This is a genomic window from Clostridium sp. MT-14, assembly GCF_042436595.1.
In the GTDB taxonomy this organism is placed as follows: Bacteria; Bacillota; Clostridia; order Clostridiales; family Clostridiaceae; genus Clostridium_B; species Clostridium_B aromativorans.
Genome location: NZ_JBHMIY010000001.1, coordinates 328185 through 343974, shown reverse-complemented (window position 1 = coordinate 343974; position 15790 = coordinate 328185). Strand labels below are relative to the sequence as shown.

Genomic DNA, 15790 nt, shown 5'->3' with positions numbered 1-15790 from the left:
ACTTGTATCAGATTCAATTTCATGATGCTCCTTCAAACAAGGGGGTAATTGATTATGGAGAAAAAATGTAAATGGGTGAGTTTACACCAGCATACGGAGTATTCCCTTTTGGATTCTTCGGCTAAAATTCCGGAACTTATAGCAAGGGCCAAGGAATTGGGAATGAATAGCATGGCTATAACGGATCATGGGGTTATGTACGGATGTGTGGATTTTTATAAAGAAGCCAAAGCACAGGGAATTAAACCTATAATAGGCTGTGAGATATATGTTTCCCAGGGAGATATGCATATAAAACAAAATAACGGAAGAAATGAAAACTATCACCTTGTACTTCTTGTTAAAAATAAAGAGGGGTATGGAAACCTGATGAAGATAGTTTCAACTGCTTCCATTGAAGGATTTTATTATAAGCCCAGGGTGGATCATGCCTACCTGAGATCTCACAGCAGTGGGCTTATAGCTTTAAGTGCCTGTATGAGCGGTGAGATACAATCTAATATATTAAAAAATGATCTTGAAACAGCCAGAAATGCAGCACTTTTTTACAGGGATACTTTTAAGGATGGCTTCTACCTTGAACTTCAGTATCATGGAATAGAACAGCAGCTTAAAATAAATGAACAGCTTATAGCTATGTCTAAAGAACTTCATATACCTTTGGTTGTCACCAATGATGTCCACTACATAAGAAAAGAAGATTATACAGCTCATGATATTTTACTCTGCATACAGACTGGAAAAACCGTAGAGGAAGAAGATAGAATGAGGTATCCCTCTGATGAATTCTACTTGAAGTCACCGGAGGAAATGTGCAGTATGTTTTCAAATGTACCGGAAGCACTGGAAAACACGGTTAAGATAGCGGAAGAATGTAATTTTGACTATGAATTTCATGAATCTAAACTCCCCAAATTTCCTCTTCCAGAAGGAACAGATGCCTATGAGTATCTGAAAGAACTGTGTTATAGGGGACTTGAACAGAGATACGAAAATATAACTGAAAAATTAAAAGACAGACTTGAATATGAACTTGGTGTAATAAAGACCATGGGATATGTAGATTATTTTCTCATAGTCTGGGATTTTATAAGATTTGCAAGAGAAAACAAGATTATGACAGGACCGGGAAGGGGAAGCGGAGCAGGTTCCATAGTTGCCTATACCCTTGGCATTACAAAAATAGATCCCATAAAATACAATCTTATTTTTGAACGTTTTTTAAATCCTGAAAGAATTTCCATGCCTGATATTGACAGCGATTTTTGTTATGAAAGACGGGGAGAGGTTATAGATTATGTGGTCGGAAAATACGGAAAAGACAGCGTGTCCCAGATTGTAACCTTTGGAACTATGGCAGCCAGGGCAGTTATAAGGGACGTGGGAAGGGCTATGAACTATTCCTATGCTGAAGTGGACAGAATAGCCAAGATGATCCCCACAGTTTTGAATATAACAATAGACAAAGCACTTGAGATGAACCCTGAATTCAAGGAAGCCTATGATGCTGAGCCAAGAACTAAGAAACTCATAGATGTGGCGAAAGCCCTTGAAGGACTTCCAAGACACACTTCCACCCATGCGGCAGGAGTTGTAATAGCATCTAAACCACTTGTGAATTATGTGCCCCTTCAAAAAAATGAAGACAATATAGTAACCCAGTTTACCATGAATACTTTGGAGGAGCTTGGGCTTTTAAAGATGGATTTTCTGGGACTTCGTACTTTAACCGTTCTAAGAGATGCGGTGGATATGGTGAAACAGGATAAGGGTGAAGAAATTGATCTGGATAGCATAGATTATGATGATCAGTCCGTATATAACATGATAGGCCAGGGAAAGACCACAGGGGTGTTTCAGTTGGAGTCTCCTGGAATGACCTCCTTCATGAAGGAATTAAAACCTGATTCACTGGAGGATATCATAGCAGGAATAAGCCTGTATAGACCAGGACCAATGGCAGAAATTCCAAAATATATTAAAAATAAGAATAATCCAGATAAAATCGAATATATAACTCCACAGCTTGAACACATACTCTCTGTTACTTATGGATGTATGGTGTATCAGGAACAGGTAATGCAGATCGTAAGAGATCTGGCAGGCTATTCCATGGGCAGAAGCGACCTTGTAAGGCGAGCTATGTCTAAAAAGAAGCACCACGTTATGGAGGAGGAAAGGCATAATTTTGTATATGGAATAGTGGATGAGGATGGAAAAATACAGGTACCAGGATGTATAAGAAATGGTGTATCTGAAAGTATTGCCAATAAGATATACGATTCCATGATTGATTTTGCCTCCTATGCTTTTAATAAGTCACATGCAGCGGCTTATGCAGTGGTAGCATTTCAAACTGCTTATCTGATGCATTATTATCCTGTTGAGTTTATAGCAGCTATGTTAAACAGTGTAAAAGGGGACAGTGAAAAGGTTGCCTATTATATAAGATTTGCAAAAAGTGAAAAAATAAAAATACTTCCGCCAAGCATCAATGAGAGCTGTGCTAAATTTACAGTAGAAGATGGGAAAATTAGGTTTGGTCTGTCTGCTGTAAAGAATGTAGGCGAAAACATAATAGACAGCATAGTCAAATCCAGGAACCAGCATGGAAAATTTAAGGATTTAGCTGATTTTTGCAATAACATAGATATGAATTCAATAAATAAAAGAGTTGTAGAGAGCCTTATAAAAGCAGGAGCTTTTGACTGCTTCAATGTGTATAGATCTCAGCTGGTGGCAGTGCATGAAAAAGTGATTGACAGTGTAGTAAACTCCAGGAAAAGAAATATAAAGGGACAAGTAAGTCTGTTTTCGCAAATTGAAGATGACAGTGTAAAAATACAATATCCTAAAATAGGAGAATTCACAAAAAAGGATATGCTTGCGTTAGAGAAAGAGATGACCGGATTATATCTTTCAGGACATCCTCTTGAAGAGTACGTTAAAACTCTAAAACTTCAAACAGATACTAAAATATCTGACATAGTAAATGTAAAAACACTGGAAGAAGGTTTTGTGGAGGAAAGCAAGGTAAAAGACGGTGATAGAGTCACAGTTGGAGGAGTACTTTCAGAAGTGTCCAAGAAAATAACCAGAAACAATGACATGATGGCTTTTGCAAAAATAGAAGATCTCTATGGTATTGTGGAAATAATAATATTTCCAAAGGTATTTCAAAAATTCAAGAATTTAATTTATGATGATTCCATGATTATAGTAAAGGGCAGGGTAAGCGTGAGAGAAGAAGAGGATCCTAAACTTCTCTGCGAAAATATAGAACCTCTGGTGAGAGTGGATATAGATAAGCTTTATATATTAATTAAAGATCAATTGGCCTTGAAAGAAACTGTAGATGAAATTAAAACTATATTTTCAAATTTCAGAGGAAATATGCCTGTATACTTATGTACTAAGAAAGAAAGAAAGAAGTTTAGACTTGATAGAGAACTTTGGGTAGAACCCAGTTCAGAACTTGTATCTATTTTGAAGAGAAGGTTCGGGGAAGAAAATCTAAAAATTATTTAAAAAACTAGTATATTTTTAGTACCATGTAAACAAAATAATATAGGGAAATTTCTTCCCGATTTTTAAGTATTGGTAGTTGTTGAAATTTTGTTTTTAGAGAATATGCTCTATAAATTAATGTAAAAATGTGGTGAAAAGACAATCATTATATGATATAATTAAGTCATGGTATAAAAACTTTGTTTATACTTTTAGCGGGACATAAAAAGTCCCTGCGGTCACAGGAGGTACTAATATGAAAACAATAGCTGTATTGACAAGCGGTGGAGATGCTCCAGGCATGAATGCTGCCATAAGAGCGGTAGTGAGAACGGCTTTAGATAAAAAGTTTACTGTGATGGGAATAGAAAGAGGATACAGTGGACTCATAAATGGTGAAATGATACCTATGGAAAGAAGAAGTGTGGCAGATATTATACAAAGAGGAGGAACTATATTAAAAACTGCCCGGAGTGAAGAATTTAAAACAGAAAATGGAAGAAAAAAAGCAGTGCAGATGCTGGGAAAATTTGGCATAGACAGCTTAGTGGTAATTGGCGGAGACGGATCATTCAGGGGAGCACAGGAATTATCCAGGATGTCTATAGCAACTGTTGGAATTCCTGGCACTATAGATAATGATCTGCCCTATACAGATTTTACTATAGGATTTGATACGGCGGTAAATACGGTATTGGACGCCATAAATAAATTGAGAGATACTTCTACTTCTCATGAGAGGGTAAGTGTAGTGGAGGTTATGGGAAGAAATTGTGGAGATATAGCACTTTATTCTGGCCTGGCAGGAGGAGCCGAAAATATAATTTTACCTGAAAAGGGATATGATCAGGATAAATTGTGCAAAAATATACTAGAGGAAAAAATTAAGGGTAAATTGCACAATTTGATAGTTTTAGCAGAGGGTATTGGAGGAGCTGAAGCTCTTGCAAAAAAAATACAGGAGGTTACGGGTATAGAAGCCAGGGCCACAAAGCTTGGACATATTCAAAGGGGAGGAAGTCCCAGCTGTATGGACAGAATATTGGCTTCAAGATTTGGGTATAGGGCTGTAGAACTGCTGGAGGAGGGAAAGACTTCTAGAGTTGTTGGAATTAAAGGCGCAAAAATTATTGACCTGGATATAGATGAAGCTTTAAGTGTACCAAGATATTTTGATGATAAATTATATAAAATAGCAAATGCACTGGCTTGACGGAAGCTTCAAGTAAATCTTGTGTTGAGGAGGAGTTATATACTATGCAAAAAACTAAAATGATTTTTACCATTGGACCTGCAAGCGGCTCAGAGGAAGTTTTATCAAAGCTTATTGAAGCTGGCATGAATGTATCGAGACATAATTTTTCTCATGGAGATTACGCTGAGCATGAAGAGAGAATAAATGCTGTAAAGAGATTGAGGGAGAAGTATGATAAACCCATAGCGATTATGCTGGATACCAAGGGACCTGAAATAAGGACAGGAAATTTTAAGGAAGATAAAGCTGAGCTGGAGGAAAATGGAGAGTTTACTATTTACTGCAGGGAAAATGTTATTGGTGACAGTCATGGATGTTATGTAACTTATGACGGGCTGTGTGAAGATGTCAAAAAAGGCAATCATATATTAATTGATGATGGATTAATTGATCTGAAAGTTGAAACTGTTGAAGATAATAAAATACACTGTTTAGTTGAAAACAGCGGGACTATCAGCAATCACAAGGGGGTAAATATTCCGGGAATTTCCATATCTCTTCCAGCCATTACCAAAAAGGATGAAGAGGATTTAAAGTTTGGATGTAAAATGGGAATAGATATGATAGCGGCTTCTTTTATAAGGAAGGCCTCGGATGTGTTGACTATAAGAAAAGTGCTTGAAGCAAATGGAGGACAAGACATACAGATATTTTCTAAAATCGAAAGTCAGGAAGGCGTTGACAATATAGACGAGATAATAAAATTTTCTGATGGGATAATGGTTGCAAGGGGGGATATGGGAGTGGAAATCCCCATAGAAGAGGTCCCTTTAATTCAGAAGATAATAATAGAAAAGTGCAACAGAGTGGGGAAACCTGTTATAACCGCCACTCAAATGCTCGATTCCATGATAAGAAATCCAAGGCCTACAAGAGCAGAGGCGTCCGACATAGCCAATGCTATATTTGACGGGACAGATGCCATAATGTTAAGTGGGGAATCTGCCAATGGTAAATATCCTGTAGAGGCCGCACAGACCATGGCGAAGATAGCCCAAAGTGCAGAGAAAAAAATTGATTATGATGCCTTGCTGGAGAAAAAGAGAGAGGCCCATATACAAAATGTCCCCAATGCCATAAGTCTTGCAACTTGTACAACTGCTTCGGAATTAAAAGCTTCAGCTATAATAACTGCTACACAGAGCGGCCATACGGCCAGGATGGTTTCAAAGTACAGGCCTCAGTGTCATATTATAGCCGTAACTCCAAGTCATAGAGTGGCGAGAAGCCTGGCATTGAATTGGGGAGTATATCCCATGGTAACCAAAAAAGTTAACTCCACAGATGAACTCATAGAGAATTCAGTAGACATATCGCTGAAAAGTGATTATGTGCAGAAGGGTGATCTGGTAGTCATAGCCGCTGGAATACCCGTGAGTTATTCGGGAACTACAAATATGCTCAAGATCCACATAGTAGGAGATATATTGGTTCAGGGAAGAGGAGCTGGAATCAGACCCGGATATGGAAATGTAAAGATAGCAGCCAGTCCTAGAGAAGCAGATGAGGTTGTGGAAAGAGATGATATTTTAGTAGTCAAAAATTTAGATAGAGGATACATGAATGTGCTGGATAGAGTGTCGGGAGTTATAGCGGAAAAAGGTGGATTGACATCACACCTGGCCATTGAATGTATAGCCAGGGAAATACCGATTATATGCAGTGCAGGAGGAGCTACTGAAATACTCAAAACGGGTACATTCATAACTATGGATGTTATAAGAGGTATTGTATATAACGGCAGGGCCAACATAATGTAGAAAATATAACATATAAAAAGCTATTTGAATTGTAGAATATAGATAAAAAAAGCAGCTGATCAGCTGCTTTAAAATAAAATATATGAAATGGGCAATAAGAGTTTTATCCTCCGGCTGTCATTGCTGACATTTCAAACTTCTTCAAGATTAGAAATGACAGGCAATGCCATCCCTCTGGATAAATTTGATAAATATAAGTATATTCTTTAGGATTAATTTAATTATTTTTGAGAATCCTTTGAATCATCCGATAGATCTTTGCGGTAAGAAAAATTACAAGGTTCTCCATCACAATTCAATACTACTTCATCATCTTCACCCGCAAATACTGCATTTTTATCTATTGCATCTTCATGTACTTCTCCTTCATGTACGTTTTTCTTTGATTTTAAATCTTTCTTATCTTTCATAATAAATACCTCCAATTTATTAATTTTATGATAAATTTAACTATTGTGCCATATTATTTAATAATTACTATTTGTTAATTATTATTATAGCACACTAAAATAAATAGTCAATGCTTTTTTTTATTTATTTTTGTCTGAATTAGCCCTTCTGAGGTTTTTAAAAAAGATTTCTCTCATAAGTAAATGACTGTGAACATTAAAATCATTTGATGTTTTAAATTTTTTCTTCCTAAAAAATTGGAAATAATCATGAGTTTGATGTATAATAAATAAATATGTGGCTAGAATTGTATGATGGAAAGTAAGACAACTGATTCTATATTTTTTGCACCTTTAGGGGTGCAATTTTTTTGAATGTGTACAAAGTGTTTGATTTGATGACATAGATTTTTTCTGATGAAATAATGTATACTATATTTAGGTAACTAATTTTTTAGCAGGTGAAAATATGAATGATAAAATAGAGAAAAACCTAAAATACATATTGAAAATAGATGGTATGGGATATCAGGGAGAGGGAATCGGGAAAATAAATGGATTTACAGTTTTCGTACCTGGAGCCCTGCCGGGAGAAAAAGTAAACATAAAGGTGATAAAGGTAAACAAAAGTTTTGCCTTTGGGAAACTGTTTCATGTAATTGAGCCATCTTCAGAGAGAGTTAATCCGTCCTGTCCCATATACAAGAGATGTGGAGGCTGCCAGCTGCAGCACATGTCCTATAGGGCACAATTAAATTTCAAGAAAAATAGAGTAAAGGACTGCCTTGAGAGAATAGGGAAATTTCAGGTGGCTGAGACCATTTCAGAAAATGGCTTAAAATTATACGATACCATAGGCATGAAGAATCCCTATAGGTATAGGAATAAAGTACAGCTTCCAGTGGGCAGATTCAATTCCAAATTGAAAATTGGATTTTATGCCAACAGAAGCCATGACATAATAGATATGGACAGCTGTCTCATACAGAATGAATCTGCAGATGAAGCGGTGAAATTTATCAGAGAGTGGATTGAAAAATACAACATACCAGTTTATGATGAAAAAACCGGAAGGGGAATTGTAAGGCATATAATGATAAGAAAAGCTTTCACGACAGGTGAGATAATGGTGGTAATTGTAACTTCCGGTTCTAAACTTCCAGCAAAGGATGAATTCATAGAAATTTTAACTGGAAATATATCTCATATAGTGAGTATAATCCAAAACATAAATGACAAAAAAACCAATGTAGTATTGGGACAAAAATCTATAACTCTATGGGGAAAAGACAGTATAAGTGATTATATAGACAATTTCAAGTTCAACATATCTCCCCTATCCTTTTTTCAGGTGAATCCGCTGCAGACCCGGGTTCTCTACCACAAAGCACTGGAGTACGCAGGTCTCACGGGAAATGAAATTGTGTTTGATGCCTACTGCGGCACCGGTACCATTTCACTCTTTCTCTCACAAAAGGCAAAAAAGGTCTACGGCGTGGAGATAATAGAAGCAGCCGTGGAAAATGCCAGGATAAATGCGGCAGAAAACGGAATCCACAATGTGGAGTTTATAACAGGTAAATCCGAGGAAATCATCCCCCGGCTCATAGAACAGGGTACAAGGGCCGACGTGGTAGTTGTGGATCCTCCCAGAAAGGGATGTGCCGCAGCACTTCTTCATTCCATCGCCGACATGGCTCCAAGGACCATAGTCTATGTATCCTGTGACCCTGCCACCCTTGCCAGAGATCTGGCAATACTGCGGGATCTGGGATATGTGGCAGAAAAGGTGCAGCCAGTGGACATGTTCCCGGAGACGGCACATGTGGAGACTATAGTTTCGCTACAAAGAAAACATATGTAGAGATCCTTGATTTTAAGCACTTTCTCAAGCATATCGTGTTTATAGAAAATAGTGATAAAAGCCGAAATAAAGAGATAAAAAATTATATCAACGTTTCTGTGGTAATTGATATAGAGTGTGGAGATACAATATTCTGCTTACCTGCTATTTACCTTTTTGACCGGACTTTGTCAAGGGTGCGAAGCACGTAAGCTTGCCCTTGATAAAGAACAGGCAAGAAAGGTATACATCCGGCAGAATAAGGAGACAATTACAATTTAACTATTATAAATAAAAAAGAAAAGAGGCTAAAGTATATAGAATTAAAGCACGTTATTCTAAACAAGGGAAAGACATTTGGAGTGCTGAAATTTTCTACACTTCGCCGTGAGGTGCATATCAACAATGGAGATGTACGGTAAGTGATGAAATAAAAGAGCGTACTTATGGCCTTAAATACCGTGGACAGGGTTGTATGATAAAAGTAAGTATTTCAGCCGCTGTTCCTTTAAAAGAATTTGACTATAATGACGAAGTGGAATTTGTAAATCCTGTAGCAGATACGGCGGCAACTGCGATGCTGATATTCTCATAATTTGCATCAGAATTTAACTGTTTAAAAATGGACATCAAGGCTCCAAGTGTAACACTACTTGCAAAAACAGTTGTACACGTTTTCCCATGAGCCAAATCGTTCTGGCAAATTACGTCATGCTGCTCCACTTCCTGTAATCCATAGAATTGCATTAAATATAAATCTATTATCTTTGGAAGTCTGCCCGTTTTTGCTACTGGAATTAAGCTTTTTATCTGATCCAATTGTTAATCTGATATTTCATAACGCTTTTGTGCCGTATTTGTAACCACCCCAGTTTTTTTATCTTATTTTAACTAAAACTCAGTTCTTATGCAATATTTAGTTTTCAGACACACCCTAATAAATATTAAAACAAAAACAATATGATATTCTAATATATTTTTCTTTATTACATCGTCGTAAGGATTGTTTTTCTATTTATCTATTTTTATCTTTTCGATAGCCGAAGGGTGTTACTCCAGTTTTGTTTTTGAATTTTTCAATAAAATAGCTGGTACTGCCAAAACCACATTGATAAGCTACGTCAGCAATGGAATCGTTAGTTGTAAGCAGCAATTTGGCACTTATCACAAGCAGATAATTGGTAATATATTCAAAAATAGTACATTGCGTTCATGGGATTAGCCATAACCCTAAAGAGTTTACAGCGAAATCTGACTTAGCTGCTGGAGCTAACGTTTTACTTGATGTAGTTGCTAAACTCATAGCGGCTAAAAAAATTATTTTATGAGTGATAGACTAATATGAGCAATGAGGATTTTGAAAAACAGCTTATTGAGTGGAGACATTATTTTCATATGTATCCTGAAACTGCTTTTGAAGAAACAAATACTTCAGATGTAATGATTAAAGGGGATACTAGAAGTTATGCTTCAGAGGTACAAAAGTTGTTAGAAGAAAGGATGCAAATTATTAGTGAGAGAATTTGCAAAGTAAATGGAGCAGAATGTAAATTTGAATATACCCACGAATTCGCACCGACAGTTAACTCAGCAAAATGTGTTGATATTGCGGTAAGAGCAGCTCGAAATGTTGTTGGTGAAAATAATGTGGATGGAAATTGTGAGCAGTGGATGGCTCCTGAAGATTTTGGCACGTTTTTACAAAAGATTCCTGGCTGTCTTATATTTATAGGAAACGGCAATGATTCTGATGGAAATGGAGGATCTTTCCCTAATGGATTTAAAATGTTTATTCTGTCTTTTACTGCTGTAGCTTTTGTTTTTTATGGTGTAGAACTTGTTGGGATAACTGCAGCTGAGACAGAAAATCCTAAAAAACCCATACCTACTGTAATTAACAGTATATTTTGGAGAGTACTTATTTTTTATATTGGAGCACTCTTTGTTATGTTATCTCTTTATCCATGGAGTGAAATTGGGGTAAATGGCAGTCCTTTCGTACTTGTATTTGCAAAAGTTGGGATTCCGGCTGCTGCATCTGTTATAAATTTTGCAGTATTGACAGCTGCCTTTTCTTCTATGAATAGTGACTTATATGTTAGTAGAAGAATCATTTATAGTATGGCTTTAGAAAGCAATGCCCCAAAACTATTTAGTAAGATCAGTAAATCTGGATCACCTTACGTTGGAGTCTTAATTAGCTGCGGACTTACAACAATTGCTGTAATCTTAAATTATTATGTTCCTGACAAAGTTTTTGAATATATTATGTCAATATCAACTTTTGCGGTTTTAATTTGCTGGGCTACTATAATTTGTACACAGATAAAAAGGTGCACTTTATTAGGACATGTATCCTATAAAAACATTTTTAGAAGAGAAAAATAAAAAACACCCGAAATATGTGTTTATACAGCTTCAAATCTACAGTATTATGTAGGACAAATTATCCAAGGTATAAACACATACTCTTCTAAAAACGCTTTTTTTCACCATTGAATAAAAATGGTATACTAAGACAGCATATAAACTAAAATGATAGTTTATATGCTGTCTTTTTTTACTTGACTGGAAAAAATATGAAAATTGTTTTATACTCTACTACCTTTTCTTGTTTTCCTTAGGGGGTATCAATTTACGCCCTTCTTGAAAATTTCTCTAATCGCTCTTTGTGCCTAGTTTGTGCCTAGAATGAATATCTCTAATTGATTAACGTGGATTTTTATATTCAAGGGCTTGCTTTATTTATCCATTCAAATCAATTTTTTAAACATGCCTCTTAGACCACCTTTTAAGGAGGCCTAGGCAAATATTTAATTCTCTATAATGCCTAGCTTATAATATACTCTTCAGAGAACTAACCTCTGTACTCAGGGCATTAAGCATATTTCGGCTTGACTTATACGTTTCATGTGCCAAATCCTTGTTGAATTTCAAATCCACCACATCCCGGATCTCTGGCTACGTTATTTATAAGACTTATCTACGGCTTTTATAGACATTAACTACCTCCCCTTATGCTTCTTCTAAAGTACCAAAATATTTATTATAAAGCTCAACTTCATTCAAACTTTTAAACAATTTTTTCACCGTATCATTAGTTTCTTTGTATGCTACCTTCTTGTCAAAACTTTTTATAGCCACCGAGAACCAATTACCTCTTCTGGTCCTATACAAAATAGTATCGTACTTAGGTTCTATTATTAGACCTAAAGGGCCCTCTAGTGGATATTCCTTTTTATATTTTATAATCCTTTCAGATTTTTCAGTATCATATACTTTATTATCTATTATAAATCTCATTTATTTTCCCTCCAAAATATAATAAAATTTGTTATTATCACTTATTTATTATATTTATCTTATGTCATAAATGAGACTAATCTATATTCATCTTCCCATACCCATATTTACACTTCTTTCTTTCTCATATAAGGTATCATATATATCATAAGATTTTCCGTAATAACTCTTTTCTTCTTTCCTTTATTTTTGCTATTGTATTTATCGTATTATCTTTTTGAATATTATCATTTTGTTTTGTTTCATTAGTTAAATCTGACGAACTTTTCTTATTTGAATTATGAACTCTATCCAGGCTATTTTCTACTTGCTGATTTCGTTCTGACTCACTTACAAAATTTTTAGGGAAGTCATTCTGATTTCCCTAAATGTGCCTTTAAGGCATTTAGAATTTTTTAAAAAGATAGTCCGTTACAGTTTTTATATCTTTGTTTTTTCCAGACTCATTCATCTCTTGAGATAGTTTCGTGTCACAAATAAACTTTTTATCAGCATTTTGTAACCAAACAGCGGATATTGGTTTCCCAGAGTTGGCGTTGTCAGTAACAATGATGATTATATCTTTTAATTCATCTTTATTTACATCTTGAAATGAAACTGCTTTAACATCTACATTATACGGGAAAGGTGTATCTTCAAAGCTATAAAGAATATCTCCATTTTCATTGGTTAAATAAAATACTGTCGGTATATGATTGCCACCTGTAATTTTCCCGGATACAAATTTGACATTACCCCATGAATTTAAATCAACCGTAAAAGACTGATTTTCAATAGCGGCAAAACCTTTTATATTTTTTATGTTATTAGTATCAGACTCTGACTTTGAAGTTGTTGTATTTGTGCTATTTTGAGTAGTGGTATTAGGTGTCGACTGGTTATTTTGTTGCGGAGGATTAGTTGAATTGGTTCTTCCACAAGCCGTCATAAGCAAAGATACTATGATAATTGTTGAAAAAAATTTTTTATTCATATTTTCCCTCCTATGGCCATTTTTATTGGTAATGTATATTCGGTACAAAGTATAGAATTATCCCCTATACAGTCATTATAGAGCCTTTCTATTTCTTGATATGCCATTTTCCCATTCCTTGAAACAGTTTCAGCACCACAATGAGGGAAGAATTTATCTTTGCAAAATCTAAATTCTTTAACTTCTTATGTAATTTGTTTTATTTGTGAGCCTAACACAAGTACTTCTTCTAAAAAAGAATATATATGATCTTGTTTATGTAATGGTAATTTTTTTATCTCTTCTATCATAGTATTTGAATTTGCCATAGTCATGAACTCCTTCCATCAAATATAATATAATTATATCAAATTTCAGCATTAAATTAAAACATACCCTAATATATCGTTACGAGTAAGTAAAATATTTTTAGGCAGAAAATAAGAAAAGGCCTTCAGCAATTACCTGGCTGAAAGGCCTTTTATTCATACTAAAGACTTTTTATAATTAAATTGCCATAAAAAAATAGAAAGGAGCTTTAGCATGAACAATATAATTTTAGATGAATTAGAATTGAATTTCAACAATATAGAAGAGGAAGTTTATGGTATTGTATGTGAAGCAGGTCTATCAAGGATTAAGCTCATGCTGGAAAATGTAGACAACTTGATACTTGAAAGCAGGAATACCAAAAGATACAGGTATAAGTTCAAAACAGAAAAAACTATTCAGACAATAATGGGCGATTTGACCTTCAGCAGGAGATACTATATAGATAAATACAATAACCGGGGAGTCTTTCTCATGGATGATGCACTGAATTTAAATTTGGTGGGCAGAACAAGTGAAAATTTAATTGAGAAAATGATAGATACCGCGGTTGACAGCTCTTACAGGAAAAGTGCAGCTAAAATAGAAAAATCCACATTAACAAAAGTAAGCCACCAGACTATAAAAAATAAAGCAGACTACTTTGGCAGTGCTATAGAAAAGATTGAAAATAACAGGGTTACAAAATACCTTAAAGGAGAACTTAGAGGTAAAAGAGAAGTGAATGTGCTCTTTGAAGAAAAGGATGGGGTTTACTTAAAAATACAGGGTAAAAAGAATAAACAGGAACTCAAGGTGGGTAAAATATACGAAGGGTGGATTAAAAAGAATGATGGATACAGGACTGTTGGGACCAGGTATTTTTCAGGGTATGAAAAAGGCAGTAACTTTTGATAACCTGATAAACAGCCATATTTCAGAAGTATACAACCAGGATAAAATTCAGTATACTATTCTAAATGGTGATGGAGCCCCATGGATTAGCGCTGAAACAGAAAATGACACCCAGAAAATATACCAGCTGGATCTATTTCATATATTCCAGAAGGCAAATCGTAAGATTAAGGACGAAGAATCCAGAAAGACGGTAAAAAAGCTCTTAAAAGAAAAAAAGTATGATGAAGCATTGGAAAAAATTAAGGAACTTATAAATTTAGAGACAGATAAAAAAGCAAATGATGAACTGAAAGAGTTGTACAGTTACTATAAGAACAATTTTAATGCACTTGCAAGATACCAGGACAGAGATGATATCACTATACCGCCGCCTGAAGGTATAGAATATAGAGGTCTGGGTACTATGGAGAGTACTATAAGGAATGTAGTAGCTTCAAGAATGAAAGGCAACGGGACAGCCTGGTCTATAGACGGGGCAAACCATATGAGTAAAATTCTATGTCTGAAACATTCTGACGAATTAAAAGGGAAGTTAAGGACTATATTGAGGAATGGGAGGGTTATAGACTTCATAGATATCAATGAAATTATCAAAGAACAATTGAAAGAATCCAGGAAAACCATAAATGCCGAAGTGAAAGCGCTTATAAAAGGGCAGAAAAAAGCCGGGAAATATAATGAAAGTATGAAAAGCAGCATAATATATGGACAGGGTAAAGTTACGAGAACCAGAGAAATACTAAAAAGCCTGTCAGGCATTTAATTTCACATTAAAATTATTGTAATAAGTATCAAAAATGCATTTTTAAAATACAAGGGACAGTTTCCGCCCATAATAAAAAAGGAAGAGTATTCATATTGAGGAAAAATCTGCGCCATATAAATTTTTACTGTGACTTTGCATAGCAGGAGATTTTACCAAATATGATGAATATGCTGTAAAACAAATAAATAGGAATATAGACTTAATACGATATAAAAAATTTGGAGAGGAACTTTTGATGTTTGACCTCATAAATTCTAATGTAGCTACAGCATTTAAGGACACAAATACAGAAAAAGTAGTTAAGCAGAGCACAGATAAAACCTTTGATGAACAATTGGAAACGACGAGTTCAAAATTAATAGAATTGTATTATTCTATTAGAGACTATATCTTGGCATTAGGTGATGATGTTACAGAAAATAAATTGAAATTGTATAGTGCATTTAAGAAAATAAAAAATATTGTATGTGTAGAGGTTAGAACGAAAAGCATAATGTTATATTTAAGGTTAAGTCCGGAAGATATTGTGCTTGAAAATGGTTTTACAAGAGATGTGAGTAAAGTTGAACATTGGGCAACTGGAGATTTGGAAGTTACAATAAAAAATGCTAAGGATTTTGAGAAGGCTAAGGAATATATTGATAAAGCTTATGAGATGAATTAATTTAATGCGAAAGTAAGTATCGAAAAAATAATTAAAATCTAAAAATGTAATTTTTAAAAATTACATTTTTATAGTTGCAATAAAAATTCTTTTATGATATGATTACATCGTAGTAAATAAAGTT

The 15790-nt window shown here is 34.9% G+C and carries 13 protein-coding genes and 2 pseudogenes; 9 read left to right on the top strand and 6 right to left on the bottom strand.

Translation table 11 applies throughout. The annotated features are described in order from the left end of the window. Positions 1 to 54 precede the first annotated feature (54 nt). The 3 genes from ACFHWD_RS01655 to pyk all read left to right on the top strand — a co-directional run bounded on the left by ACFHWD_RS01655 (position 55) and on the right by pyk (position 6522). Entirely contained in the window at positions 55 to 3528 is a 3474-nt protein-coding gene (locus ACFHWD_RS01655; protein WP_378059955.1) for a DNA polymerase III subunit alpha, read from the top strand. Positions 3529 to 3763: 235 nt separating this feature from the next. Then, positions 3764 to 4720: a 6-phosphofructokinase gene (gene pfkA, locus ACFHWD_RS01650; RefSeq protein ID WP_150356726.1), complete on the top strand. Its 957-nt coding sequence runs from the start codon at positions 3764 to 3766 to the stop codon at positions 4718 to 4720. A 44-nt stretch (positions 4721 to 4764) separates the two neighbouring features. After that, positions 4765 to 6522, top strand: coding sequence for a pyruvate kinase (pyk, locus tag ACFHWD_RS01645; protein ID WP_378059953.1), 1758 nt, complete (start codon positions 4765 to 4767; stop codon positions 6520 to 6522). A gap of 221 nt (positions 6523 to 6743) precedes the next feature. Here the strand turns inward: pyk and ACFHWD_RS01640 are convergent, their stop codons facing one another. Next, complete coding sequence (locus ACFHWD_RS01640; RefSeq protein ID WP_150356724.1) at positions 6744 to 6932, bottom strand: hypothetical protein; 189 nt, start codon at positions 6930 to 6932, stop codon at positions 6744 to 6746. 448 nt (positions 6933 to 7380) lie between these two features. Here ACFHWD_RS01640 and rlmD point away from each other — a divergent pair, with 448 nt between their 5' ends. Together rlmD and ACFHWD_RS01630 are read left to right on the top strand one after the other, a co-directional pair. Then, the gene (gene rlmD, locus ACFHWD_RS01635) at positions 7381 to 8775 is read left to right on the top strand and encodes a 23S rRNA (uracil(1939)-C(5))-methyltransferase RlmD (protein WP_150356723.1); all 1395 of its coding nucleotides are present in this window, start codon (positions 7381 to 7383) and stop codon (positions 8773 to 8775) included. 296 nt (positions 8776 to 9071) lie between these two features. Further along, positions 9072 to 9331 (top strand): annotated as a pseudogene (locus ACFHWD_RS01630) (YdcP family protein); the annotation flags it as partial. On the opposite strand, the gene ACFHWD_RS01625 reads toward ACFHWD_RS01630, so the two are convergent. Then, positions 9277 to 9573, bottom strand: coding sequence for a hypothetical protein (locus tag ACFHWD_RS01625; RefSeq protein ID WP_150356722.1), 297 nt, complete (start codon positions 9571 to 9573; stop codon positions 9277 to 9279). The pseudogene ACFHWD_RS01630 and the gene ACFHWD_RS01625 overlap by 55 nt on opposite strands. Before the next feature lie 196 nt (positions 9574 to 9769). Further along, complete coding sequence (locus tag ACFHWD_RS01620) at positions 9770 to 9952, bottom strand: helix-turn-helix transcriptional regulator (protein ID WP_150356748.1); 183 nt, start codon at positions 9950 to 9952, stop codon at positions 9770 to 9772. Between the two features lie 143 nt (positions 9953 to 10095). Here ACFHWD_RS01620 and ACFHWD_RS01615 point away from each other — a divergent pair, with 143 nt between their 5' ends. Further along, entirely contained in the window at positions 10096 to 11142 is a 1047-nt protein-coding gene (locus tag ACFHWD_RS01615; protein ID WP_378059949.1) for an amino acid permease, read from the top strand. Between the two features lie 627 nt (positions 11143 to 11769). Here ACFHWD_RS01615 and ACFHWD_RS01610 read toward each other — a convergent pair. The 3 genes and pseudogenes from ACFHWD_RS01610 to ACFHWD_RS01600 form a co-directional block, all read right to left on the bottom strand. Next, positions 11770 to 12057, bottom strand: coding sequence for a hypothetical protein (locus ACFHWD_RS01610; protein ID WP_150356721.1), 288 nt, complete (start codon positions 12055 to 12057; stop codon positions 11770 to 11772). A gap of 385 nt (positions 12058 to 12442) precedes the next feature. Then, positions 12443 to 13030, bottom strand: coding sequence for a hypothetical protein (locus ACFHWD_RS01605; protein WP_378059947.1), 588 nt, complete (start codon positions 13028 to 13030; stop codon positions 12443 to 12445). Positions 13031 to 13137: 107 nt separating this feature from the next. Then, positions 13138 to 13338: pseudogene (locus tag ACFHWD_RS01600) on the bottom strand (IS1595 family transposase); the annotation flags it as partial. 214 nt (positions 13339 to 13552) lie between these two features. On the opposite strand from ACFHWD_RS01600, the gene ACFHWD_RS01595 reads away from it, so the two are divergent. From ACFHWD_RS01595 to ACFHWD_RS01585, 3 genes are all read left to right on the top strand, one after another. After that, on the top strand, positions 13553 to 14233 hold the full coding sequence (locus ACFHWD_RS01595; RefSeq protein ID WP_378059945.1) for a UPF0236 family transposase-like protein: 681 nt from the start codon (positions 13553 to 13555) through the stop codon (positions 14231 to 14233). Then, the gene (locus ACFHWD_RS01590) at positions 14169 to 14999 is read left to right on the top strand and encodes a UPF0236 family transposase-like protein (protein ID WP_378059943.1); all 831 of its coding nucleotides are present in this window, start codon (positions 14169 to 14171) and stop codon (positions 14997 to 14999) included. The genes ACFHWD_RS01595 and ACFHWD_RS01590 overlap by 65 nt, the downstream gene beginning before the upstream one ends. A 238-nt stretch (positions 15000 to 15237) precedes the next feature. Further along, complete coding sequence (locus ACFHWD_RS01585) at positions 15238 to 15666, top strand: DUF5655 domain-containing protein (protein WP_179977993.1); 429 nt, start codon at positions 15238 to 15240, stop codon at positions 15664 to 15666. Positions 15667 to 15790 lie beyond the last annotated feature (124 nt).

Excerpts from the sequence above, each read along its gene's own strand:
- ACFHWD_RS01655 (WP_378059955.1), top strand. The coding sequence starts at position 55 with ATGGAGAAAAAATGTAAATGGGTGAGTTTACACCAGCATACGGAGTAT.
- pfkA (WP_150356726.1), top strand. The coding sequence starts at position 3,764 with ATGAAAACAATAGCTGTATTGACAAGCGGTGGAGATGCTCCAGGCATG.
- pyk (WP_378059953.1), top strand. The coding sequence starts at position 4,765 with ATGCAAAAAACTAAAATGATTTTTACCATTGGACCTGCAAGCGGCTCA.
- ACFHWD_RS01640 (WP_150356724.1), bottom strand. The coding sequence starts at position 6,932 with ATGAAAGATAAGAAAGATTTAAAATCAAAGAAAAACGTACATGAAGGA.
- rlmD (WP_150356723.1), top strand. The coding sequence starts at position 7,381 with ATGAATGATAAAATAGAGAAAAACCTAAAATACATATTGAAAATAGAT.
- ACFHWD_RS01615 (WP_378059949.1), top strand. The coding sequence starts at position 10,096 with ATGAGCAATGAGGATTTTGAAAAACAGCTTATTGAGTGGAGACATTAT.
- ACFHWD_RS01610 (WP_150356721.1), bottom strand. The coding sequence starts at position 12,057 with ATGAGATTTATAATAGATAATAAAGTATATGATACTGAAAAATCTGAA.
- ACFHWD_RS01605 (WP_378059947.1), bottom strand. The coding sequence starts at position 13,030 with ATGAATAAAAAATTTTTTTCAACAATTATCATAGTATCTTTGCTTATG.
- ACFHWD_RS01595 (WP_378059945.1), top strand. The coding sequence starts at position 13,553 with ATGAACAATATAATTTTAGATGAATTAGAATTGAATTTCAACAATATA.
- ACFHWD_RS01590 (WP_378059943.1), top strand. The coding sequence starts at position 14,169 with ATGATGGATACAGGACTGTTGGGACCAGGTATTTTTCAGGGTATGAAA.
- ACFHWD_RS01585 (WP_179977993.1), top strand. The coding sequence starts at position 15,238 with ATGTTTGACCTCATAAATTCTAATGTAGCTACAGCATTTAAGGACACA.